Annotated in this window: 15 protein-coding genes; 13 read left to right on the plus strand and 2 right to left on the minus strand. The window is 47.2% G+C overall.

Annotated elements, in window-relative coordinates; genetic code table 11:
• Nucleotides 1–57 precede the first annotated feature (57 nt).
• The 12 genes from ACTQ16_RS09465 (at nt 58) to ACTQ16_RS09520 (ending at nt 17418) form a co-directional block, all read left to right on the plus strand.
• Nucleotides 58–975, plus strand: a complete 918-nt coding sequence (locus ACTQ16_RS09465) for a dihydrodipicolinate synthase family protein (protein ID WP_294969457.1) — start codon at nt 58–60, stop codon at nt 973–975.
• Nucleotides 976–1004: 29 nt separating this feature from the next.
• Nucleotides 1005–2189: an AGE family epimerase/isomerase gene (locus ACTQ16_RS09470; protein ID WP_294969460.1), complete on the plus strand. Its 1185-nt coding sequence runs from the start codon at nt 1005–1007 to the stop codon at nt 2187–2189.
• A gap of 4 nt (nt 2190–2193) precedes the next feature.
• Nucleotides 2194–2961: a creatininase family protein gene (locus ACTQ16_RS09475; protein ID WP_294969463.1), complete on the plus strand. Its 768-nt coding sequence runs from the start codon at nt 2194–2196 to the stop codon at nt 2959–2961.
• A gap of 33 nt (nt 2962–2994) precedes the next feature.
• Nucleotides 2995–4275, plus strand: a complete 1281-nt coding sequence (locus tag ACTQ16_RS09480) for a sialidase family protein (protein ID WP_441937173.1) — start codon at nt 2995–2997, stop codon at nt 4273–4275.
• A gap of 77 nt (nt 4276–4352) precedes the next feature.
• On the plus strand, nt 4353–7652 hold the full coding sequence (locus ACTQ16_RS09485) for a SusC/RagA family TonB-linked outer membrane protein (protein ID WP_441937200.1): 3300 nt from the start codon (nt 4353–4355) through the stop codon (nt 7650–7652).
• A gap of 12 nt (nt 7653–7664) precedes the next feature.
• Complete coding sequence (nanU, locus tag ACTQ16_RS09490; protein WP_441937174.1) at nt 7665–9227, plus strand: SusD family outer membrane lipoprotein NanU; 1563 nt, start codon at nt 7665–7667, stop codon at nt 9225–9227.
• 154 nt (nt 9228–9381) lie between these two features.
• Complete coding sequence (locus ACTQ16_RS09495) at nt 9382–11247, plus strand: family 20 glycosylhydrolase (protein ID WP_441937176.1); 1866 nt, start codon at nt 9382–9384, stop codon at nt 11245–11247.
• 52 nt (nt 11248–11299) lie between these two features.
• Nucleotides 11300–13378 (plus strand): GDSL-type esterase/lipase family protein, encoded by a 2079-nt coding sequence (locus ACTQ16_RS09500; protein ID WP_441937178.1) that lies wholly within the window; start codon nt 11300–11302, stop codon nt 13376–13378.
• A gap of 97 nt (nt 13379–13475) precedes the next feature.
• Nucleotides 13476–14546 (plus strand): cyclically-permuted mutarotase family protein, encoded by a 1071-nt coding sequence (locus tag ACTQ16_RS09505; RefSeq protein ID WP_441937180.1) that lies wholly within the window; start codon nt 13476–13478, stop codon nt 14544–14546.
• Nucleotides 14547–14816: 270 nt separating this feature from the next.
• Nucleotides 14817–15173 (plus strand): P-II family nitrogen regulator, encoded by a 357-nt coding sequence (locus ACTQ16_RS09510; protein WP_022120874.1) that lies wholly within the window; start codon nt 14817–14819, stop codon nt 15171–15173.
• Nucleotides 15174–15317: 144 nt separating this feature from the next.
• The gene (locus tag ACTQ16_RS09515) at nt 15318–16580 is read left to right on the plus strand and encodes an ammonium transporter (RefSeq protein ID WP_441937182.1); all 1263 of its coding nucleotides are present in this window, start codon (nt 15318–15320) and stop codon (nt 16578–16580) included.
• Between the two features lie 121 nt (nt 16581–16701).
• Entirely contained in the window at nt 16702–17418 is a 717-nt protein-coding gene (locus ACTQ16_RS09520) for a hypothetical protein (protein ID WP_294969481.1), read from the plus strand.
• A 674-nt stretch (nt 17419–18092) separates the two neighbouring features.
• On the opposite strand, the gene ACTQ16_RS09525 is transcribed toward ACTQ16_RS09520, so the two are convergent.
• Both ACTQ16_RS09525 and ACTQ16_RS09530 read right to left on the minus strand, forming a co-directional pair.
• Nucleotides 18093–19577 (minus strand): glycoside hydrolase family 125 protein, encoded by a 1485-nt coding sequence (locus ACTQ16_RS09525; RefSeq protein ID WP_441937183.1) that lies wholly within the window; start codon nt 19575–19577, stop codon nt 18093–18095.
• A gap of 28 nt (nt 19578–19605) precedes the next feature.
• Nucleotides 19606–21783, minus strand: coding sequence for a GH92 family glycosyl hydrolase (locus tag ACTQ16_RS09530; RefSeq protein ID WP_294969486.1), 2178 nt, complete (start codon nt 21781–21783; stop codon nt 19606–19608).
• Between the two features lie 470 nt (nt 21784–22253).
• Between ACTQ16_RS09530 and asnB the strand changes: the two genes are divergently transcribed.
• Nucleotides 22254–24044, plus strand: a complete 1791-nt coding sequence (gene asnB, locus ACTQ16_RS09535; RefSeq protein WP_294969489.1) for an asparagine synthase B — start codon at nt 22254–22256, stop codon at nt 24042–24044.
• Nucleotides 24045–24207: the final 163 nt, after the last annotated feature.

The raw sequence follows: 24207 nt of genomic DNA on the forward strand, positions 1-24207 counted from the left end.
ATCATTTAGAATAAAGAATTAAGAATCATATAATTAACGTATAAAATATTTTTGATTATGGAAAAAATCATTGGACTCATTGATGCACCGTTCACTCCTTTTTATGCCAACGGTGATGTGAACTTGGAACCTATCGAGGCTTATGCCAAGATGCTTCAGAAAAATGGTCTGAAGGGCGTGTTCATCAACGGCTCTTCTGGTGAGGGTTACATGCTGACCACCGAGGAGAGAATGCTTCTCGCCGAGAGATGGGTAGCGGTGGCTCCAAAGGACTTCAAGATTATCGTTCATGTGGGCAGCTGCTGCCTCCGTGAGAGTCGTCGCCTTGCAGAGCATGCTCAGAAGTTGGGTGTTTGGGGTATCGGTTCAATGGCTCCTCCATTTCCACATATCGGTCGCATCGAGGAACTGGTGAAGTATTGCGAGGAGATTGCTTCTGCAGCACCAGAGCTTCCTTTCTACTACTACCACATTCCTGCATTCAATGGCGCTTACCTGCCAATGCTCGACTTGCTGAAGGCTGTAGATGGACGCATTCCTAACTTCGCTGGTATCAAATATACCTTCGAGAGTCTCTACGAGTATAACCAGTGCCGCCTCTACAAGGATGGCAAGTACGATATGCTCCACGGTCAGGATGAGACCATCCTCCCTAGCTTGGCTCAGGGCGGTGCACAGGGTGGCATCGGCGGAACAACCAACTACAATGGTAAGGAACTGGTTGGTATCATCGATGCTTGGAAGAACGGCGACATCGAGACTGCACGCGAGAAGCAGAACTTCGCTCAGGAGGTTATCAACGTGATCTGCCACTACCGTGGTAACATCGTGGGCGGTAAGCGTATCATGAAGCTGATGGGCTTCGATTTGGGGCCAAACCGTACTCCATTCCGCAACATGACCGATGAGGAAGAGCAGGCAATGAAGAAAGAGTTGGAAGCTATCAACTTCTTCGAGCGTTGCAATAAGTTTTAATTTCAATCATCTCCACTAAATCAATAAGAATGAATATTAAAGAATATATCAAGCAGTGGGCTGAATCCTACAAGAACGACTTAACTCAGAATATCATGCCTTTCTGGATGGAGCATGGATGGGATAAGGTGAACGGTGGTGTCTATACTTGTGTGGATAGAGACGGAAGTCTGATAGACTCCACCAAGTCGGTATGGTTCCAGGGTCGATTCGCCTTTATATGCTCCTATGCATATAATAATGTAGAAAAGAACCCGATGTGGCTGGAGGCTGCGAAGAGCACCCTCGACTTCATCGAGAAGCATTGTTTCGACGAGAATGGAAGAATGTACTTCTCTGTTACAGCCGAGGGCAAGCCATTGCGTATGCGCCGCTACGTATTCTCTGAAACCTTCGCAGCCATTGCGATGTCAGAGTATGCCCTGGCTACAGGCGACCAGAAGTATGCCGAGCGTGCCCTGCAGATTTTCAAGGACACCCAGCGCTTCCTCACCACACCAGGCATCCTGGCTCCAAAGTTCGAGGAATCAGTGCAGTTGCAGAGCCACAGCATCATCATGATTCTCATCAACGTGGGTTCATGCATCCGCAAGGTTATCAACGACCCTAAGCTCACCGAGCAGATTGATGAGTCAATCGCCAAATTGAAGAAGTACTTTATCCACCCGGAGTTCAAGTGTCTTCTGGAGACGGTGGGCATGAACGGTGAATTTGTGGATACCTGTATGGGTCGCACCATCAACCCGGGTCATTGCATCGAGACTTCATGGTTCATCATGGAAGAGGCAAAGCAGAGAGGCTGGGACAAGGAGATAACCGATATGGCGCTGCAGATCTTCGACTGGTCTTGGGACTGGGGATGGGACAAGCAGTATGGCGGCATCATCAACTTCAGAGACTGCAGGAATCTTCCTTCGCAGGATTATTCACAGGATATGAAGTTCTGGTGGCCACAGACCGAAACCATCATCGCTTCTCTCTATGCTTATCTGGCAACAGGTGATGATGAGTATATATACAAGCATCAGCGCATCAGCGAGTGGACCTACGCCCACTTCCCAGATGCCGAGTTCGGCGAGTGGTATGGTTATCTGCACAGAGACGGAACCGTGGCACAGCCTGCCAAGGGTAATCTCTTCAAGGGACCGTTCCACATTCCGAGAATGATGATCAAGGCATACTCTCTGTGCCAGGAGATTTTGAACAAAGAATAAAAATATGAACAAGAACTTAGATTTGTGTATATCGAATCTGGGCACCGTAAGAAACAATCAGTATCAGATGGCGATCCTGCCATGGGGAGCAACAGAGCCTCATAACCTGCATCTGCCATATCTTACTGATTGTATCTTATCACATAGCATCGCAGTGGATGCTGCCGTACAGCTTGCTGCCGACAAAGGCGTGAATTGCATGGTGCTTCCTCCTGTGGCTATGGGTGCCCAGAATCCCGGACAGCGTGATGTGGCTTTCTGTATCCATTACCGATATGAGACTCAGAAGGCAATTCTGCAGGATATCGTAGAAGCGTTGCAGCATCAGGGAATCAAGAAACTCCTCATCGTGAATGGTCATGGAGGAAACACCTTCAAGAATATGATTCGTGATCTGGCTGTGGATTTTCCTGATTTCATCATTGCTTCCAGTGAGTGGTTCAAGATGAGCAATCCAAAAGATTTCTTCGAACAGCCAGGTGATCATGCTGATGAAGTGGAGACTTCTGTGATGATGCATTATCATCCTGAGTTGGTGAACTTGAAAGAAGCTGGCGAAGGTGCAGCCAGGGGATTCAGAATTCCTGCATTGAATAGCGGAAAGGTCTGGATTCCTCGCAACTGGTCGATGGTATCAACGGATACCGGTATCGGAAATCCAGCTTTGGCTACAGCCGAAAAGGGCAAGATGTTTGCAGAAGCCGTTGTTCGTGAATATGTTGAATTCCTCTATCAGTTCTCTCTGGCAGAAACAGTATCTGATTTGTATTAAATATAAGTAATAGAAAATCTAAATAGTAAAAATATGATTTTTTCAGCAAATATAAGCAAGGCATTGTGTCTTGCTACCATGGGTATTTCCCTGATGATGCCTGCACAGGTTGCTGCTGCAACCCCTGCTATGGCTGTTGAGACACAGGCTGTGAACGCTCAGGGTGGCATCACCGTCTTCTCTAACAAGGATGCACAGTATCGTATTCCTGCCATCGTGGAGTGTAAGTCGGGTAAGTTGATTGCGTTTACCGATCATCGTTATCATAATAAGGATATTGGAGGCGGCCGTCATCTCGACATCGTGATGAAGACCAGTATGGACAAGGGCGCTACCTGGAGCTCTCCAGAGCAGATGGTGGCAAAGGGCGGAAGCGGTATTGCTACCAGTTTCGACTGCGCCCATGGCGATGCGGCTGTCGTAGTAGATAAGAAGAGCGGCAGAATCCTCCTGATGTGTGCATCGGGCGGCATCGGCTATTGGGAGTCAAAGCGTGGCAATCTCCTGATGATGGGTAGATACTATAGCGACGACGAGGGTAAGACATGGTATGGCGAGGAAGTGACCAAGCAGATTTACGACCTCATCCCAGAAGTGGAATCAGCCTTCTTTACCAGTGGTAGAATCTGTCAGAGTAAGCAGATCAAGGTAGGCAAGTATTATCGTGTCTATACCGTGTTGTGTACCCGCAGCGGTAACCGCATTCTCTATAGCGATGACTTCGGTCAGACTTGGAGTGTTTTGGGCAAGAATGTAGCTGAGGCTGCTCCTCACGGAGATGAGGCTAAGATCGAGGAATTGCCAAACGGCAATGTATTGCTCAGCAGTCGTGCGATGGGCGGACGCCACATCAACATCTATACTTATGAGGATAAGAAGACTGCCACAGGCTCTTGGGGCAAGGTAATAGCTTCTGATGCCAAGAATATGGGTGTTGCTGCCCATAAGAACTCTTGCAATGGCGAGGTTCTCATAGTGGATGCCAAGAAGAATGGCAAGAAGGTAAAGTTGTTGCTTCAGAGTGTTCCGGTAGGTCCAGGCCGTAACAACGTAGGTATCTACTACAAGGCATTGGAGACTCCTGCTGATTACGCTACCCCAGAGGCGATTGCCAAGAACTGGGAAGGCTGCTATCAGCTGAGCAATACCACTTCAGCCTATTCTACCATGGTTCAGGGCAAGGATGGCAGCATCTTCTTCCTCCTGGAGGAGAATGCTTTCAGAAAAGATCCTAAAACCCAACCTGATGACTATTACGACATTCGATTTATGAAATTGAACGTTGGCCAAATAACGAACAATAGATACAAATAATAATATTAACTAATTATCAACTTATAAACATGAACTCAGATTTGAAGCAATTAGTCATGGCCGTATCTTTGGGATGTATGGGCGCTTCGCCAGCATTCGCAGGTACTAACAGCTTGGCAATGAGTGCCACGCAGCAGACCTCTACCTGTACAGGTGTGGTAGTTGATGACTTTGGAGAGACCGTAATCGGTGCTTCAGTACTCGTGAAGGGTACATCCAATGGTGTTGTTACCGACTTGGACGGTAAGTTCTCTTTGAGCAACGTGAAGAAGGGCGACATCATCGTCATCTCTTATATCGGATTCGATACTCAGGAGATCAAGTTCGAGGGTCAGCCTCTCAACGTAACAATGAGCGAAAACAAGCAGGTGCTTGCCGAGGTAGTGGTTACAGGTTACGGTGGTCAGCAGAAGCGTGCCACATTGACCACTGCTATCTCAAAGATGGATAATAAGGTATTGGAGAAGGCTGCTGTCAGCAACGTGGGTAATGCATTGCAGGGTACAGTGACAGGTCTCCGCGTAATCAGCGAGTCTGGTCAGCCAGGTGCAAGCCCTAACATCACTCTCCGTGGTGGTGCTTCTATCACGGGTGGACACAATGGCGCCTTGATTGTTGTGGATGGTATCATCCGCGAGAGCTTGAGCGATATCAACCCTTCAGACATCGAGTCAATCCAGGTGTTGAAGGATGCCGCTTCTACCGCTATCTACGGTGCTCGTGCTAACGGTGGTGTTATTCTGGTTCAGACCAAGAACGGTCAGGCTGGTAAGACCACAGTTAACTACAAGGCTAAGCTCGGTATGAACTTCTCCCGTCAGGGTTACGATTTCCTCAATGCACATGATTACATCTACTACAACCGCTTGGGTTACAAGCGTTATACCAATAATGCTCCAAGTGCCGCTTCTGTAGATAACCAGATGGGTTATGGTATAGGTAACAAGTTGTTCGATATCCGTTATCTCAATGATGATACCAAGCATCTCCAGAGCGAGGGCTGGCAGTTAATGGACGACCCATACTACGAGGGCAAGCAGATTCTCTATAAGGATTACAGCGGTCAGATGGAAGATGCAACCTTCCACGATGTAGCGCTTACACAGGATCACTACCTGAGCCTTTCTGGCGGTAACGATAAGGGTACCTTCTCTGCAAGTCTCGGTTACTACAACGAGGATGGTGCTGTCAAGGGTACAGGTTACAAGCGTTTCAATGGTGCTATCAACGGTTCTTACTGGGTACTTCCTTTCCTGAATGTAAAGGCTGGTACTACCTATAGCTGGGCTAAGCAGCCTTCTCTGTGGATCGGTACATACGAGTTCTTCTATCGTTCCCGTTCACAGCGTCCTACCTGGAATCCATATCTGGAGGATGGCACTCCTGCTTCTGGTTGGGGTACAGGTGATGGTAACCCAGAGTACTACCGTTCTCGCTTGACCAGTACTGATGGTACACGTAAGCAGACCTACAACTTGGGCTTCGATTTGAACATCATCCCTAAGAAATTGGTATTCACAGCAAACTCTTCTCTGTATCACTACGATTACCAGTACGAGAGCTTCAACAAGTCTTACCAGCAGCAGAACCAGGGTTCTCCTAATACAACCCGCGAGGCTTCTGCCAACATTACACGCTTCACTCAGATTCAGTTGAGCGGTACCTTGAACTATCACGATACCTTCTTCGAGAATCACAATGTAGATGTGATGGTGGGTGGTGAGTACTTCGACTACCAGTACTTCAATTTCAATGCCAAAACCAGGAACTCTCCATTCGATAGCATCCATACATTGAATGTAGGTGCCGACCGCACTGCTACAAGCAGCAGCAAGACAGGCTATCGCATCGAGTCTCTCTTCGGTCGTGTGAACTATGACTTCAAGCAGAAGTATCTCTTCTCTTTCACCTATCGTTACGACGGTATCTCTAAGTTGAAGGACAACCGTTGGGGTTTCTTCCCAGGTGTATCTGCAGGTTGGAACATCATGGAGGAGGATTTCTGGAAGAACTCTAAGATTTCCAGCGTCATCAGCAACTTGAAGCCACGTGTAAGTTACGGTATCAATGGTAACGTAAACGGTATAGGTAACTTCGATATCTATGGTCTTTACAAGAAGTATGGCAACTATGGCGGTCAGACTGGTTACTATAACTCAACCCTTACCAACACTGCGTTGAAGTGGGAGCAGAGTAAGTCGTTCGAGGCAGGTCTCGATATCGGTTTCTTCAACAACCGTCTGGGCTTTATCCTCGACTACTATAACCGTACAACCGACAACTTGCTTACTGATATCAGTTTGCCAGGTTACACCGGTTTCTCTAGCATGAAGACCAACCTGGGTAAGCTCCGCAACTCTGGTTTTGAGATGGAGGTACGTGCCAACATCATCAACAGCAAGGACTTCAAGTGGGATGTTACAGCTAACCTCACTTCTGTAGCCAACAAGGTTCTCCAGTTGCCAAGCAGCGATAAGCCAAACAACCAGATTGGTGGTTACGAGGTAGCAGCAGGCAAGGTAGATGCCAACGGCAAGACCCCAACCAAGTGGATTGGTGGATACCGTGAAGGTGGCAAGTTGGGCGACCTGGTAGGTTACCAGCAGCAGCATATCTTCAGAGATTGGGACGATGTAAAGGCAAATGCCAACGAGCGTGTTGACGACATCGCACATCTTTATGGTCCAGGTTTGGCAGACCAGATCAACCCTGCAACCGGTAAGACTTATAAGGAGTCTAATGGCTGGAAGCCAATCGAGCCAGGAGACGTATGCTGGGAAGACGTGAATGGTGATGGCCATATCAGTCAGCTCGACCGCGTGGTAGTAGGTAATATCTTCCCTAATGTGACTGGTGGTTTCACCACAACATTCGGTTACAAGAACGTATCTCTCTATGCACGTTTCGACTACTCATTGGGACACACCATCTACAACGACCTCAAGGCTCGTTCTTTGGGACAGTATCAGGGTTCGTTCAACCTCATCGACAAGGTAAAGGATACATGGTCTGAGACCAACCGCGATGCAGACCTTCCAGTATTTACATACGCTGACCAGTTGAACAAGATGAATATCACCCGTGAGAACAATGGTTACACCGCAGTCAACGGTAACAGCTCCCGTTTCTACGAGAAGGGCGACTACCTGGCACTGCGCGAGATTACTCTCAACTGGAACTTGCCAAAGACATGGATCAGCAGAGTAGGCATGCAGAATGCTTCCCTCTATGTAACAGGTCAGAACCTGTTCTACATCACTGGTTATGACGGAGCTTCTCCAGAGCCAGCAGCATATAATGGCTATGGCGCAGGTATTGACAACGGTCGTTACCCAACACCACGCACATTACTCTTCGGTTTATCAGTAACATTCTAAAATTTGACTAAAATGAAAAAGTTTTTGAAATATTTTGCAGCAGGCTGCATGGTCTTCTCAATGACTAGCTGTCTTGATGTAGAACCACAAAGTGAGATTACTGATGCTGGCTACTGGAAGGAAGAAGGCCAGTTCAGTTCTGCCAATACCGGTCTCCAGGCGATGTTCCGCGACCGTACCTTCACTCTTTTCGAGTGGGGTGAGATGCGTACCAATCTCTATGGTGGCAGTCCTTTCTCTGGTGAGGCAAGTAGTGGATATGAGTTCATGTGGAACAACCTCTTGAGCCAGGCAAGTCCAGCCATCAGCAACTATGGCGGCTGCTACGGACTTATCAACCAGCTCAACCTGATGATTGCCAAGGCTGAGAATACCGATATTATCAAGGAGGCAGCCAAGAGTAACTATCTGGGTTCTGCATACGGTATGCGTGCATACATATACTTCCAGCTGTTGAGAACCTATGGCGATGTCATCGTAGTGACCGACTATACCAAGGGTAGCGACATCAGTATCGGCAACATGGGTAAGGCTGCTTCTCCTGCAGCAGAGGTAATGGCTCAGATCAAGAAGGACATCGAGGCTTCTGAGAAGGCTTATGGCGACAATTACAAGTTTGCCAGCGGCAGAAACTACTGGTCTCTGGCTGCTACCAAGATGCTCAAGGGTGAGGCTTATCTCTGGAGCGGTAAGCATATGGGCGGCGGTAACGCTGATTATCTGATTGCCAAGGCTGCTTATGAGGACGTGAAGAAGGCTGACGTAGCTTTGCAGAACGACTTTACCAAGGTATTTGCCTTTAACAACAAGAAGAACAAGGAGATTATCTACGCTGTTTATTACGGCAAGGATGAGAAGACGATGTGGAATGATACCTTCCGCTTGACTTTGGTGATGGGTTCTATGTTCTTCAAGAACTACTATGAGGCTGATGGTACTTCTCTGGCTGAGTCTGCCATGGGTAATATGGACGGTGTAATGCGTATATCTCTCAACAAGGATATGTGGAAGGAGCTTTATCGTGACGGTGATACCCGTAAGGCTGGTAGCTTGAAGGATATCTATGCCAAGAACGAGGATGGGTCGCTCAAGTATGTTGGCAACATCCAGTATAAGTTCCAGGGTACCTTGCCAGAGGGTTACAACCAGCGCCAGTGGCTCGATGATTACCCAATCTATCGCTATGCTGACTGTCTCTTGGGCTTGGCTGAGGCTAAGGCTTTGCTGGGCGAGGATCCTGCTGCTGAGATCAACGAGGTAAGAAAGCGTGCTTACGGCGAGGAGTACTTCAATGCTCACCAGGCTGAAGTGGCTTATCCTAATGATACAGACGCTTCATTCTATGCCAACAACTCTTTCGTAGGCAGCGATGCCAATGTCATTGAGGCTGTATTGAAGGAAAGATGCCGCGAGTTCCTCTTCGAGGGTAAGCGTTGGTACGACCTCCGTCTGATGGGTACAGAGTATGTTACCAAATATACTTCTGCTCAGGCAAGCAAATTGTTGTGGCCTATTGACGAGAATACTCTTGGCTTGAACAGCCAGTTGCACCAGACTCCTGGTTACGAACAATAAGGGTATATGGAAGTGTCGATAAGACACATCATCTTGTTTGATTATAAAAGTGAGAAGAGAGGGATTCGTTCCCTCTCTTCTTTACAATTTTTTCTCTCTTGAATCAACTTTGTAAATCATCATATATCATCAACAAAATCAACCTAAATAAAATATGAATCGACTCTTGCTTTTTGTGCTATCTATATTTTGGTGCATGGCTGGCATCTCTGCCAATCATCCTTCTTCATTGTTGCCTCTGCCTCAGAAGTATCAGTTCAACGGCAAGAAATCCAGCGGCGAGTTGACAGTGGAGGAAAAATATGTGAGCCAGATTGAAGGAGCTAAATTCCAGGAAGAGGCTTACCATCTATTGATTACCAAGAAAGGCATCCTTCTGGAGGCTACCACCCCAAAGGGTATGTATTGGGGACGACAGACGCTGGAACAGCTGAAAACCACTAAGAATAAAAAGATATATTTGCCACAGTGTGAAATCACCGACTGGCCTGCCTTCCGTATCCGTGGCTTCATGCACGATGTGGGCAGAAGCTTTATCCCAGTAGAGGAACTGAAGCGCGAAATCAGTCTGTTGAGTAGATACAAAATCAACGTTTTCCATTGGCATCTTACTGAAAATCAGGCTTGGCGCCTGGAATGCAAGAAATATCCGCAGCTCAATGCTCCAGAGAATATGGAGCGTGAGAAAGGAAAGTATTATACATTAGAAGAGGCCCGACAACTCGTGGAATTCTGCAAGCAGCACCAGGTGCTCCTGATTCCGGAAATCGATATGCCGGGACACAGTGCTGCCTTTGAGCGTACCTTCAAGACTGATATGCAGAGCGAGAAGGGCACTCAGATTCTGAAAGACATCATCGATGAGGTATGCGCTACGTTTGATGTACCTTATCTCCATATAGGAACCGACGAGGTTCAGTTCACCAATCCGGATTTCGTTCCGATGATGGTGAAATACATCCGCGACAAGGGCAAGAAGGTTATTTCCTATAACCCTGGCTGGAACTACAAGCCGGGCGAAATCGACATGACGCAGCTCTGGAGCTATCGTGGAAAGGCACAGAAGGGCATCCCTGCCATCGACTGCCGCTACCACTATGCCAACCATTTCGATACCTACGCCGACCTGGTGGCGATGTTCAACAGCCGCATCTACAACCAGCCTGAGGGAAGCGACGATCTGGCTGGCAGTATCGTAGCCTTTTGGAACGACCGATACATTGACAATACACCTCAGTTGTTGGCAGAAAACAACTTCTATCCTTATATGCTCACCCTGGCAGAGCGTGCCTGGCGTGGAGGCGGCAACTGCTATTTTGATGGCAAGGGCACCCTGCTGTGGGAAGACGAGCCGGAGCAGTTGGCTGCTTTCAAGGAATTCGAAGACCGCCTGTTGTGGCAGAAGAATACCTGGCTGAAGGAGGTTCCATTCCCATACGTCCGTCAGACCCAGAGTGAATGGCAGATTACCGATGCCTTCCCTAACGGAGGCGATTTGAACAAGGTCTTCCCTCCAGAGGAGAAAGAAGATTCCGTATATCAGTATGAGGGCAAGACTTACAAGACCCGCAAAATCATCGGCAACGGCATCTATCTGCGCCATGTATGGGGCACGCTGGTTCCCGGTTTCTACGCCAACCCTCAGGAGAACCACACCGCTTATGCCACCCGATGGATTTATTCTCCAAAGGAAAGAAAGACGAAGCTGGCGCTGGAATTCCAGAACTACAGTCGTTCGGAAAGCGATTTGGCTCCCCGTCAGGGTACCTGGGATTACAAGTGCAGTCGTGCCTGGCTCAATGGAAAGGAAATTATGCCTCCTGTTTGGGAGAATAGGAATACCGAACGCTCTAACGAGATTACGCTGAAGAATGAGAACTACATGTCTCGTCCGGCGATAGATATCACCCTGAAGAAGGGTTGGAACAAGCTGATGCTGAAGCTTCCTGTGGGCAAGTTCTCTTCTAAGGAGACCCGCCTCGTGAAGTGGATGTTTACGGTAGCACTTGTAGATGAATAAAAAAGAAAGAAAGGTTATGTTGTATGATAAATTAATTTTTCCAAAAAGAACATTGACAGTCATTTTGCTGTCGATGCTCTCAATGGGCTTCCTCTCAGTAACGGCAGCCCGAAAGAAACCTGTACAGAAAATCAAGGTGGCTTGCATAGGCAACAGCATCACCTATGGTACGGGTATCCAGGATAGAGAGCATTTCTCCTATCCCGTACAACTGCAGAAGATGCTGGGTGACAAATACCTGGTAGGTAACTTCGGAAAGCCGGGCGCCACCCTGCTGAACCACGGGCACCGTCCTTATATGCAGCAGGAGGAGTACAGGCAGGCAATGGCATTCAAGGGCGACATCGCCGTCATCCACCTGGGCATCAACGATACCGACCCGAGAAACTGGCCTAACTATCGTGACGAGTTCGTGAAAGATTATCTTTCGTTGATGGACTCTCTGCGTTCTGCCAATCCAAAGGTAAGATTTATCCTGGCTTGCATGACGCCGATAGCTCATCGTCATCCCCGATTCATTTCGGGCACCAAACAATGGCATGATGAAATACAGGAAGCCATCAAGGTGGTGGCTCGGGTGAGTGGGGCAGAACTCATCGATTTCCATGCGCCTCTCTATCCATATCCTAACCTGTTGCCGGATGCCATTCATCCGAATGCAGAAGGTGCAGGTATCCTGGCTAAGACCGTTTATGGTGGAATCACCGGAAACTATGGCGGCTTGAAACTGTCTGATCTCTATACAGATTATATGGTGTTGCAGCGCAACACACCGCTTGATATTCATGGAACAGCTAATACCGGTGAACAGGTAGTGGTGAGCATTGCCGGTCAGAAGGTTTCTGCCATTGCCAATAACCGTGGCGAATGGAATGTCACCTTGCAGCCATTGGCGGTAGGTACGGATTATACGCTCACCATCCAGGCGGACAAGCAGAAAAAGGAGTTCCGTCATGTGGCTGTAGGCGAGGTGTGGCTGTGCTCAGGTCAGTCGAACATGGCGTTCCGGCTCAACCAGGCTGCCACTGGCAAGCGTGATATCGCCCAGGCTAATGATCCCGACCTGCGACTCTTCGACATGAAGGGAAGATGGGAAACTTACGATGTGGCATGGCCGGCATCCTGCCTGGATTCGCTGAACCATCTGCAGTATTACAGGAATACCACCTGGAAGGGTGCTACCCCAGAAACTGTAGCCCAGTTCTCTGCCGTGGCCTATTACTACGGCAAGATGCTGCGCGACAGTCTGAAGGTGCCTGTGGGATTGATTTGCAATGCCATCGGAGGTGCTCCTACTGAGGCTTGGGTAGATAGAAACACTCTGGAGACCCAGTTTCCGGCAATCCTGCGCAACTGGTTGCAGAACGACTTTATCCAGGATTGGGTAAGAGGTAGAGCAGCCCGGAATCTGACCAATGATGCCACCCGTCTGGGCCGTCATCCTTATGAGCCATGTTATCTTTATGAAAGTGGTATCTTGCCTTTGCAGCAATATCCTATCAAGGGCGTTATCTGGTATCAGGGTGAATCGAATGCACATAATATGTATGCTCATGAACAACTCTTCCGTCTCTTGGTAGATAGTTGGCGTAGCAACTGGAAGAACCCTGAAATGCCATTCTATTTTGTGCAGTTGTCGAGTCTGAACCGTCCTTCATGGACCTGGTTCCGGGACAGTCAGCTCAGATTGATGAAGTCTATCCCAAATACCGGAATGGCTGTTTCTTCAGATCAGGGTGATTCTCTTGATGTGCATCCTACCCATAAGCAGCCTGTTGGCGAACGTCTGGGCCGCTGGGCATTGAACCAGACTTACGGACATGCAGTTACTCCTTCGGGGCCTATATATAATAATGTGGTAAAAGAGGGGAATCATCTGGTAGTGTCCTTTACTTATGGCGATGGCCTCCGCACATCGGACGGCAAGTCTCCTTCCTGCTTCGAGATTGCTGAGGAGGATGGTTTGTTCTATCCTGCCCTGGTAAAGATAGAAGGCAGCAAGGTAAGATTGAGTTCTCCGGAGGTCAAGGCTCCAAGATATGTAAGATATGCATGGCAACCTTTCACCCGTGCCAATTTGGTCAATAATGAAGGATTACCGGCATCTACATTCAGAGGAGAGGTCAAATAGCCAACTCAATAATCACTGTTAATAGCATCAGAATATGAAATGTATTAATTCGCTTTTAGCAATATCTATCATTATTATAATAAATAGTTGTAGTACAATGAAATCAAATTTAAAGACACAATTTACAAATATCAGTTCAATGTCTGGCTTCCCTTCTGGGGAGGCTGGATATGAACTCGGTGTTTCTGCTTGTTATGCAGGTTTCATCGGCGACTACCTGGTAGTGGCTGGTGGATGTAATTTCCCGGAGCCAGGAAAGAAAAAGTATTATTCCAGCATCTATGCTGCAAAGGTTACTGGTAATGAGGAAACTTTGCAGTGGGAGATGATAGGCAATCTGCCTGAGCCTGCTGCCTATGGTGGTGTGGTTGCCTCTGGTGATAGCTTGATTCTGGTAGGTGGATGTAATACGGAGCATAGTTTGCGAACCGTTTTGAGCATCCATCTGGACCAGGAAAACGGCAAACCTATATTGAAGTCTTTGCCAGACCTGCCTTGTACGGTGGATAATATGGGAGTATGCCTCCTGGATACTCGTCTCTTCGTGGTGGGTGGTAATCAGGACGGGCGACCATCTGCTTCCGTCCTGACAATGGAAATCGGAAAGGATGAGAAGTGGACCCCGGAAACAGAGTTGATTGGAGAACCTCGAGTTCAGCCGGTATGTGCAGCCTACAAAGGCGAACTCTTTGTTTGGGGCGGATTCTATGAGAATGGCAAATCCAGTATTGTGGCTACATCCGGATTGCGTTATCAGCTGATGAGTAAGAGCTGGACTTCGCTTCCTGCACCTGTCAACTTGCAGGGTAAGGAACTCACGCTTACTGGAGCCACAGCCATACTAGAGGTTTCAGCCAAAGGAAATGCTCAGATTGTCTGTGCCGGTGGTGTGAACAGAGAAATCTTCTGGGATGCTATCAGCGGTACCTATTCGATGGTAGCCAAGACGGATTATCTGAACAAGGATATTTCATGGTATAAGTTCAATAATAGTCTCTTGATTTATAACTTGAAGACAGAACAATGGGAAATCCCATCCCCTGAAAACGCTCTTTTGGCTAGAGCGGGTGCCCAAGTTGCTTTGCGAGGACATACCTTATATTATATAGGTGGTGAATTGAAGCCTGGACTTCGTTCACCTGGTATTGTGAAGGTAGATTTACGTTAATAATGATTCGACCTGTATGTTTTCAGTGCCTGTTGAGGCTTCTGACCATACAGGTCTTTTTTGTTTTGTGTTTGTGATGGCAAAATGAAAGTGAAGATGTGTGATTTGCTTTCATTTTGTGTTTTAATTTTTAATTTGTTTTATCAAATAGTAAGCAAATGAAAATAAATAAAACAAAAAGTAAGTAATATGAAGTTTGTTTAAGCAAAATGTCGTACCTTTGCACTCGTAAACAAACAAAATGTAATTTAAAGAATAGGAGAGATTAATATGAAAAAGATCGAAGCTATCATCCGTAAGACTAAGTTTGAGGATGTAAAGGAAGCATTGCTTGCCGCCGACATCGAGTGGTTCTCTTACTACGATGTAAGAGGAGAGGGCAAGATGAGACAGGCTCGTATCTATCGTGGTGTCATGTATGATACCAGTAGTATTGAGCGAGTGTTGCTGAATATTGTCGTGCGCGACAAGAACGTAGAGAAAACGATAAATGCCATCCAGGAGGCAGCCCGTACCGGCGAGATTGGTGATGGTCGAATTTTTGTAATTCCTGTAGAGGATACCGTGAGAATCCGTACAGGTGAAAGAGGCGACATCGCACTTTATAATGCGGAGCAGGAGAAGTGATACTTTGAACTTGGAACATGGAACATTGAACTTTATGATATGCCTTTTAGGTCTTGTCTTGATACTAATCATAAAGTTCAAAACTCAAAGTTCAAAGTTCAACGGAAAAAAAGTTCAAAGTTTAAAGTTTAAAGTAAAGAGATTATGAGTGTACAGGATTTAGGAATTTCAGTAGATACCGTATGGATGCTCTTGGCAGCCATGTTGGTCTTTTTCATGCAGCCGGGATTTGCCCTCTGCGAGGCGGGCTTTACCCGTAGTAAAAACACCGCGAACATCTTGTTTAAGAACTTTGTCGATTTCATGGTCGGTTCCGTTCTTTTCTGGTTCGTTGGTTTTGGATTTATGTTTGGTAGCGATGGCGCCGGATTCATCGGCATGCCTAACTTCGGCGATTTGTCTTTCTATACGAATGCAGCCGGTCTTCCTACAGAAGGCTTCCTGATGTTTGAGACAGTTTTCTGCGCTACTAGTGCTACCATCGTTTCTGGTGCTATGGCAGAACGTACCAAGTTCTCCATGTATTGCATCTATTCTTTCTTCATCTCATTGATCATCTACCCAGTAGAGGGTCACTGGACATGGGGTGGCGGTTGGCTTTGCAACGCTGATGCTGGTTCATTCATGATGGAGACATTCGGTGCTGCCTTCCATGATTTCGCAGGTTCTGCTATCGTACATAGTGTTGGTGGTGTACTTGCTTTGGTGGGTGCTATCTGCTTAGGCCCTCGTTTGGGTAAGTATCGCAATGGCAAGAGTACTGCTATCCCTGGTCACAACCTGATGGCTGCTGCCCTGGGTGTATTTATCCTCTGGTTCGGATGGTTCGGATTCAACCCTGGTTCTCAGCTTGCTGCTTCTGGTGAGGTTAACCGTGTTGCTATCAGCCACGTATTCCTGACAACCAACCTGGCTGCAGTTTGTGGTGGTCTCGGTACTATGTTCACCTCTTGGATCAAGTATGGCAAACCTTCATTCTCATTGACATTGAACGGAATTCTGGCAGGTTTGGTAGCCATTACTGCTGGTTGCGACTTGGTTAGTCCATTGGGTTCTTCCATTATCGGTCTCTTGGCTGGTATCATTCTGGTATTCTCTATTGAGTTCATCGATACCAAGCTTCATGTTGATGACCCTGTAGGTGCAAGTTCAGTTCATGGTGTATGTGGTATCTTCGGTACCGTGATGACAGGTCTCTTCGCCCTTGATGGTGGTGCCTTCTATGGTGGCGGTTTTGGTTTCTTCGGCGCACAGTGCTTCGGTATCCTCTGCATCGACCTTTGGGCAGCTGCTACAGGTATCATCCTCTTCTGGGGTATCAAGAAGATTGCTGGCCTCCGTGTTGATAAGCGAATCGAGGAAGAAGGTCTGGATATCTACGAGCATGGTGAGAGCTGCTACAACTAATGGTACTTTCATATAGACGTAAGAGAGATAATAGACAAAAGTTTTGGTGAGCAAAATTATTATTATTAATTTTGCAGCCGAAACTTTTAAAAGAAAAATGTATCACATAAAAAGAGAGAATATGAAGCATTTAGATATGAAGAAGATAGGTGCGTTGGCACTCGGTTTGATGGCATTTGCTCCTGCTGCTATGGCACAGGACAAGGTGGAAACATCTATGGGTGCTGATATCGTGAGCCAGTACTACTGGCGTGGTCAGGATTTGGGAGCAATTTCTTTGCAGCCTACTCTTGGCATTGGATATAAAGGCTTGTCTCTTACAGCATGGGGAAGTGTTGGTATTTCTCAGCCAGAAGATACCAAAGAGTTCGATCTTACCATGGCATACGAGACTGGAGGTTTCCATATCGGTGTAACTGATTACTGGTTCAATTCTCCTAATGAGAAGTATTTTGCTTATTCTGCTCATGAGACTTCTCATGTATTCGAGGCAAATGTAGGTTATGATTTCGGTCCGCTTGCCTTGAACTGGTATACCAACTTTGCAGGCAATGATGGAGTCAACAAGGATGGCGACCGTGCCTATTCTTCATACGTTGAGGCTACAGCTCCATTCAAGTTAGGTGGCTGTGATTGGGAGGCAAGTGTAGGTGCTGTTCCGTTTGCTACATCCTTCTATGGTGAAGCCAATGGTTTCGCTGTTACTCATGTAGGTGTGAAAGCAACCAAGGATTTGAAGATTACAGATTCTTTCTCTGTTCCAGTCTTCGCTCAGGTGGCTGCTAACCCTAGCACCGAGAAAGCCTACCTGGTAGTAGGTTTCACCTTGCAACCATAATATATAGTTTTTTAGTTTTATAAATAACAAAAGAGGGTGTGTCATAAGTTCATGACACACCCTCATTTGTCTCTTCTGTCCGTACTTGAATTACATGCGAAACTTCTGTTGGGAAAATATCTCTGAGAGGTAATAAAATATTATCTCTGTGAGATAAAACTATATCTCTGAGAGATAAAATAATAGCGTATTGAAAAATCTTGATTCTTTGGAAAAAGAGGAAAAATAAAAAAATAAGACATGAAAACTGAAGGAACTGAAGGCAAAGTTTTTTGGAGTGTTAAAATAGGGCTAGAAAGTAAGAAGAATGGACAAAAATGTTGGCTGAAGGACTGAAGGCACTTTTTTAAAATAATAATTTCATGTCAAAAACTGCATTTTAACACTTGGCTAAATATATTGCAATTACCTAATAATCATATAATTACATATTTTTTTTACTCTACGCTGCATATAAAAATGATTTTTAATTTCAGATTTCAGTTTTTTTTTGTGACCCTTCCTTCACAACCTTCAGTTTTTCAGAGGGTATCCTTTACTTGTAATTCTTTACAAATTCAAAAATCCTAAATCTGCGTTATCTGTGAAAACTGTGGGACGATTAATGAAACGAAAAAGAGGATGTGCCATGGACTCATGACACATCCTCCTCTCTCTATATATAATAAGGTGTATTATAAGTTGTTCAGCAAGTCTGCCTTGCCATCGTTGATCAGCTTAATCACTAATTCTCCAAACAGCGTGTTCTGCCATGCAAACCAAGGACGGGTAAACTTTGATGCATCATCCTTGTGGAATGACTCGTGGATGAAGCCCATGCCCGCATCCGTGTTCAGCAACATCTTCATGCAGAAACGAATCTCGTCGTCGCTCTGTGCCGTGAAACACTTCATCATGATAGACATAGGCCATGGCATGTCGTATCCGATGTGAGGACCACCGATGCCCTCGCCAGCCTTGCCACGGAAGAAGCAAGGATTGTCCTCGCTCCATACAAAACGGCGGGTGTTCTGATAGATAGGGTCGTTCATCGGCACATCACCCATATAGCCCATACCCAACAGGGATGGCACATTGGAATCATCCATCAGAAGCTGATTGCCGAAACCATCTACCTCGTAGGCATAAATCTTGCCGTATTTAGGATGGTTGTAGATGGCATACTTCTGCAAGGCTGCCTGAACCTCATCAGCCAGACTGCTGCAATCCTTGGCAATCTTCAGAGCCGCTTCCTTCTTTGCCGCATCCTTCTCTGCCACATGCTTCAGAATTTCGGCAGCCTTGTTCATAGATGATACTGCCATGAAATTGGAAGGAATCAGGAATGGAAGAATCGTGGCATCATCCGATGGACGGAACATGGAGGCAATCAATCCCACTGGTTTCACCGGAGCACCGAAACCGTCCCAGCCGATGGTATCGAAGGCACGGTCGGAAACACGGGTAAAGTGATATGCCTTGACGGTTACCTTGCGCTGCTGCTCATGGAAAGTCTTCAGAATGTTCTCTACTGCCTGCATCCATACTTCGCCAAAGATGGAGTCATCGCCTGTCACCTTCCAGTACTCATAAGCCAGGCGAATAGGGTAGCAGAAGGAGTCTATCTCATACTTGCGCTCGAATACATCCGGCTGCATCTTGGTGCGGTCTTTCACCCATCCGGCACCCGTAGGACCATCGTTGAAGGCATTGGCATAGCGGTCGATGTTGATGCATTTCAGCTGGCGCAGAATCACGCCCTTCAGCATCTTCTTCAACTTCTCGTCCTTGTTGGCAAGCGCCACGTATGGCCATACCTGTGCACCTGAGTCGCGGAGCCACATAGCTGGGATGTCGCCTGTATATACAAATGTATCATCGTCACCGTTTTCTAGCACACGGTAATGGACGGTGCTCTCCAGGGTGTTAGGATAGCAGTTGGCAAACATCCAAGCCAACTTTGGGTTCTTCTTCAGCAGTTTCTGTACTTCCTTGATCTTCTTCTCCACGGCGGTGGAGGTGAAGAGGCGGTCCTCTACTGGCGGACGCTTAGATTCGTACTTGCCATCCACCGGTGTCACCACCTTGGTATAGCGTGCGTGGACATCCACCTTGGCGTTCTCCTGAGCCATCGCTGTCATGGAGGCAAGAAGAGCCATTGCTAAAATAGTCTTTCTCATTTTCTTATCTTTTGTTAGTTAGTTCATATTATGGTCGGTCGGCAGGACGTGTTCCCCACTTGGATGGCTGGCTGCCCATCTGGAGTTCCAGGGTGCCACCCTTCATGATGTCGTTATACATGATGTACGACTTGGTGTATGGCTTGCCGTTCAGCTTGGCATGCTGGATATACATGTTCTCCTTGCTGTTGTCCTTGCAGATGATGCTGAAGGTCTTGCCCTTGCCTATGTTCAGCGATGCCTTGTCGAAGATAGGACTGCCGATGATATACTTGCCGCCGGCTGGCTCTACCTGATAGAGACCTAAGGAAGAAAGAATGTACCATGCCGACATCTGACCCACGTCTTCATTGCCGCTCAATCCGTCGAAATCGTCCTTATACATCTCGTCCATGGTCTGGCGCAGCAGGCGGGCTCCCTTCCAAGGCTGGCCCACATAGTTGTACATGTAGAGCACCTGGTGGCTAGGCTCATTGCCGTGAGCATACTGACCGATGAGACCTGAGATATCAGGAGATGCATTATCGCCCATGTTTCCGGTGACGATGAAGAGCGAATCGAGCTTGGTTACAAACTTCTGCTCGTTGCCGAAGAGCTTTACGAGTCCGTGAACATCATGTGGCACCAGCCAGGTGTATTGCCATGCATTTCCTTCGGTGTAGTCATCGTCACGATGTTCGGCAGAGAATGGGTCGAATGGAGTACGGAACTTGCCGTCGGAACCGATGCCGCGCATGAATCCGGTTTCCTTGTCGAAGTATTTGCTGTAAGATTTAGATCTCTTCTCGAAATATTTGGCATCTTCCTTCTTGCCTAACATGCGAGCCACCTTTGCCACGCAGGCATCAGCCAGAGCATATTCCAGACCCTTTGCCACGGTTTCCTTGGTCTTTTCCTTGTCGTAAGGCAGATAACCGTATTTCTTGAGCAGACCCAGACCACGGTCTTCGCGCAGAGCCGATTGCTTCAGTGCCTCGTAAGCGCCTTCCTTATCCTTTACATAGCCCTTCAATACCATGTCGGCAAGCACAGGAATGCCTGGGTTGCCCACCATGCAGTTGGTTTCGTTACCCATCAGATGCCATACTGGCAACTGGCCCTGCTGGCGATAGATGTTGATGAAGGTGCTTGCCATATCTGGCAGCATATCGGTGTGAATCATCGTCATCAGCGGATGAGCCGCACGATAGGTATCCCAGAGTGAGAGGGTGGTGTAGTTGGTAAAGTTGCCGTCATGCACCTTGCCGTCGGCACCACGATACTGTCCGTTGACATCTGAGAACACGGATGGAGCGGTCATGCTGTGATACATCGCAGTGTAGAAGATGCGGCGGGATACGGAGTCGTTGGTCTCGATGTTCACCTTAGCCAATTCCTTGTTCCATGCTTCGTCAGCGTCAGCCACCACCTGTCGGAAATCCCAGCCTGGAATCTCCTTCTGCAAATTCTGTTTGGCGTTCTCGGCGCTTACAGCCGACATGCCCGTCTTGACCAGCAATGGTTTGGTAACATCTGCTGCAGTAATCAACCATCTTCCGGTTCCCAATGGCTTCACGGTGACAGGCTGTGAGAATTCAGCGAAGAAGAATGCCTTCTGGTCGTTTGCCCAACCCTTGGAGAAGCGATGACCTGCCATAGTGGTAGATGTAATCTTGTCTACGTTGTACTCCTTTGCCGCATCCCATCCGATGCCCTGCTTCAGGTCGAGCACCAGCTGTGCCTGCTGTGCATCTGCACCGAAGGTGTAGCGCTGGAATCCGGCACGCTGGGTGGCAGTGAGCTCTACCCATACGTTAGGCTGCTGCAGTTTTACGGCATAATAGCCCGGGCGCACATTCTCGTTGGCATGACTGAAGAGGATTTCCTTCTGGTTGGCATCGGTTACAGGCAGGAATGCCACGTCGCCCAGGTCACCGATACCGGTACCGCTGAGGTGTTGGTGACCGAAACCGATGAGTACGGAGTCTGAGTGATGATAACCGGAACACCAGTCCCAGCCACGGGATGGTTCGGTAGGACCCAGCTGTACATATCCGAACGGAACGTTAGCTCCGAGGAATACGTGACCGTGACCACCCGTTCCGATTCTAGGGTTGACAAACTGTGTGAGATTGCTTGATTTTGCCTGTTGAGCAAAGGATGCCTGTGTGAAGCCACCAGCTATCACGCAAGTCATCATGAATAGGTTTATAAGTTTCTTTCTCATATTGTTATAGTAACATCTACGGAATAATTGAATAAATTAGGTTATTTGTAATAAAACTAATAATACTGCAAAGATACGAAAAAAATGGGAAAAACGGCACAATCCTATATATTTTTTAACTAAACTTTCATCGTATTGATATGGATTGCAGTATGATGTTTGTCCCTACGCCCTGCCCTTTCAGAGCGTAGGGATTTCTGTTGAATTAATGCTTTTATCTTATTTTTCTCTCTTTGTGTTATTCTGTAATGATTGGCGTGATTTACGCTTTCAAAATAAAAGATTAAATAGGTAGTTATGTGTAAAAATGTAATTGAGTTTCTTTTCTTAAGACAAAAGGTAACGAAAATCTTTTGTATATTGTCAAAAAGTAGTAATTTTGCACCCGAAACTTAGCAAAATGATATTGAAAGCGAGTTTCTGATAAGAATTAGAGTTATAAATAACCGTAAAAGAAAGGAAAAGATATTATGTGTGGAATCGTATCTATCTTCAATATTCAGGAGCAAACTCCTGAATTGCGACAGCAAGCGCTTCGTATGAGCCAGAAGATCCGTCATCGCGGACCAGACTGGAGCGGCATCTATTGTGGTGGTTCTGCTATCCTGGCACATGAGCGTCTGAGTATTGTTGACCCAGAAAGTGGTCGCCAACCTTTGTTTGCACCAGACAAAAAACAGGTGCTTGCCGTAAACGGTGAGATTTATAATCATCAGAATATCCGTGCCCGTTTTGCTGGCAAATACCAGTATCAGACCGGTTCCGACTGCGAGGTGATTCTTTCTCTCTATCGTGAGATGCGAGCAGATTCCGACTTTGATACCTTAATATATAAAGGTGAGGATGCGCTCCACGCCCGTATCTCCAAGATGCTTGAAGAGCTGAACGGTATCTTTGCCTTCGCTCTTTACGATGCAGAGCGTGATGAGTTCCTCATCGCCCGAGACCCAATCGGTGTGATTCCTCTTTATATCGGTTATGATAAAGATGGAAAGGTGCTGGTGGCAAGTGAGTTGAAGGCATTGGAAGGTCAGTGCGACCACTATGAGCCATTCCTCCCAGGTCATTATTATTATAGCAAGAATCCTGGCATGAAGCGTTACTATACCCGCGAGTGGTTTGAGTATGCTGCCATGCAGAAAAAATATCAGATTGATGATGCCAAGAAAGCTGAAGAGCAGTTGAAGGGTGCTGAACCTCAGGAGAAAGCTGCGGTAAAGGAAATCCACGATGCACTCGAAGCTTCTGTCAAGCGCCAGTTGATGAGCGATGTACCATACGGTGTACTTCTCAGTGGTGGTCTTGATTCTTCAGTCATCTCTGCCGTAGCCGAGAAATTCTCTTCTACCCGTGTAGAGAACGGTGGCGAGACCAAGGCCTACTGGCCACGTCTGCACTCCTTCGCCGTAGGTTTGAAGGGTGCGCCTGATTTGGCAAAGGCACGACTGGTAGCCGAGCACATCGGAACCGTGCATCACGAAATCAACTACACCATCCAAGAAGGATTGGATGCCATCCGTGATGTCATCTACTTCATCGAGACCTACGATGTAACCACCGTGCGTGCCTCTACCCCGATGTATCTGCTGGCGAGAGTCATCCGCAGCATGGGTATCAAGATGGTGCTTTCGGGCGAGGGTGCCGACGAGGTGTTCGGAGGCTATCTCTACTTCCACAAGGCACCGGATGCCAAGGCTTTCCATGAGGAAACCGTACGCAAGCTCGGCAAACTCTATCTCTACGATTGCCTGAGAGCCAACAAGAGTCTGGCTGCATGGGGCATCGAGGGCCGTGTGCCTTTCCTCGACAAGGAGTTCCTGGATGTAGCGATGGGCATGAACCCGGTATTGAAGATGTGTCCGAACAAGACCATCGAGAAGAAGGTGGTTCGTGAGGCATTCGCCGATCTGCTTCCTGAAGAAGTGGCATGGCGACAGAAGGAGCAGTTCTCCGATGGAGTGGGCTATTCATGGATTGACACCCTGAAGCAGATTACCGCTTCTGCCGTAAGCGATGAGCAGATGGCGCATGCTGCCGAGCGATTCCCTATCAATCCTCCACAGAACAAGGAGGAGTACTATTATCGCTCTATATTCGCCGAGCATTTCCCAAGCGACAGTGCTGCCAAGAGCGTGCCTAGCGTTCCTAGCGTGGCATGTTCTACAGCTGAAGCCCTTGCCTGGGATGCCTCTTTCAAGAATCAGAACGACCCTAGCGGCAGAGCCGTTGCGGGAGTCCATCAAGAAGCTTATAAGAAGTAAAGTGAATTATCAGGAAGATTTATTCGAGATTATTTTTTAAAGTCAAGAATTAGAGAATTAGAGATTTTTTTCTCAGTCTAGAAATTCTCATTGTTATCTTCATGAGAAGCAAGAATGAAAATTCTCTAATTCTTGATAAAAAGAATAGTCTTGATAAAATGAG

The sequence above is a fragment of the Prevotella sp. LCP21S3_D2 genome (genome assembly GCF_052118345.1).
In the GTDB taxonomy this organism is placed as follows: domain Bacteria; phylum Bacteroidota; class Bacteroidia; order Bacteroidales; family Bacteroidaceae; genus Prevotella.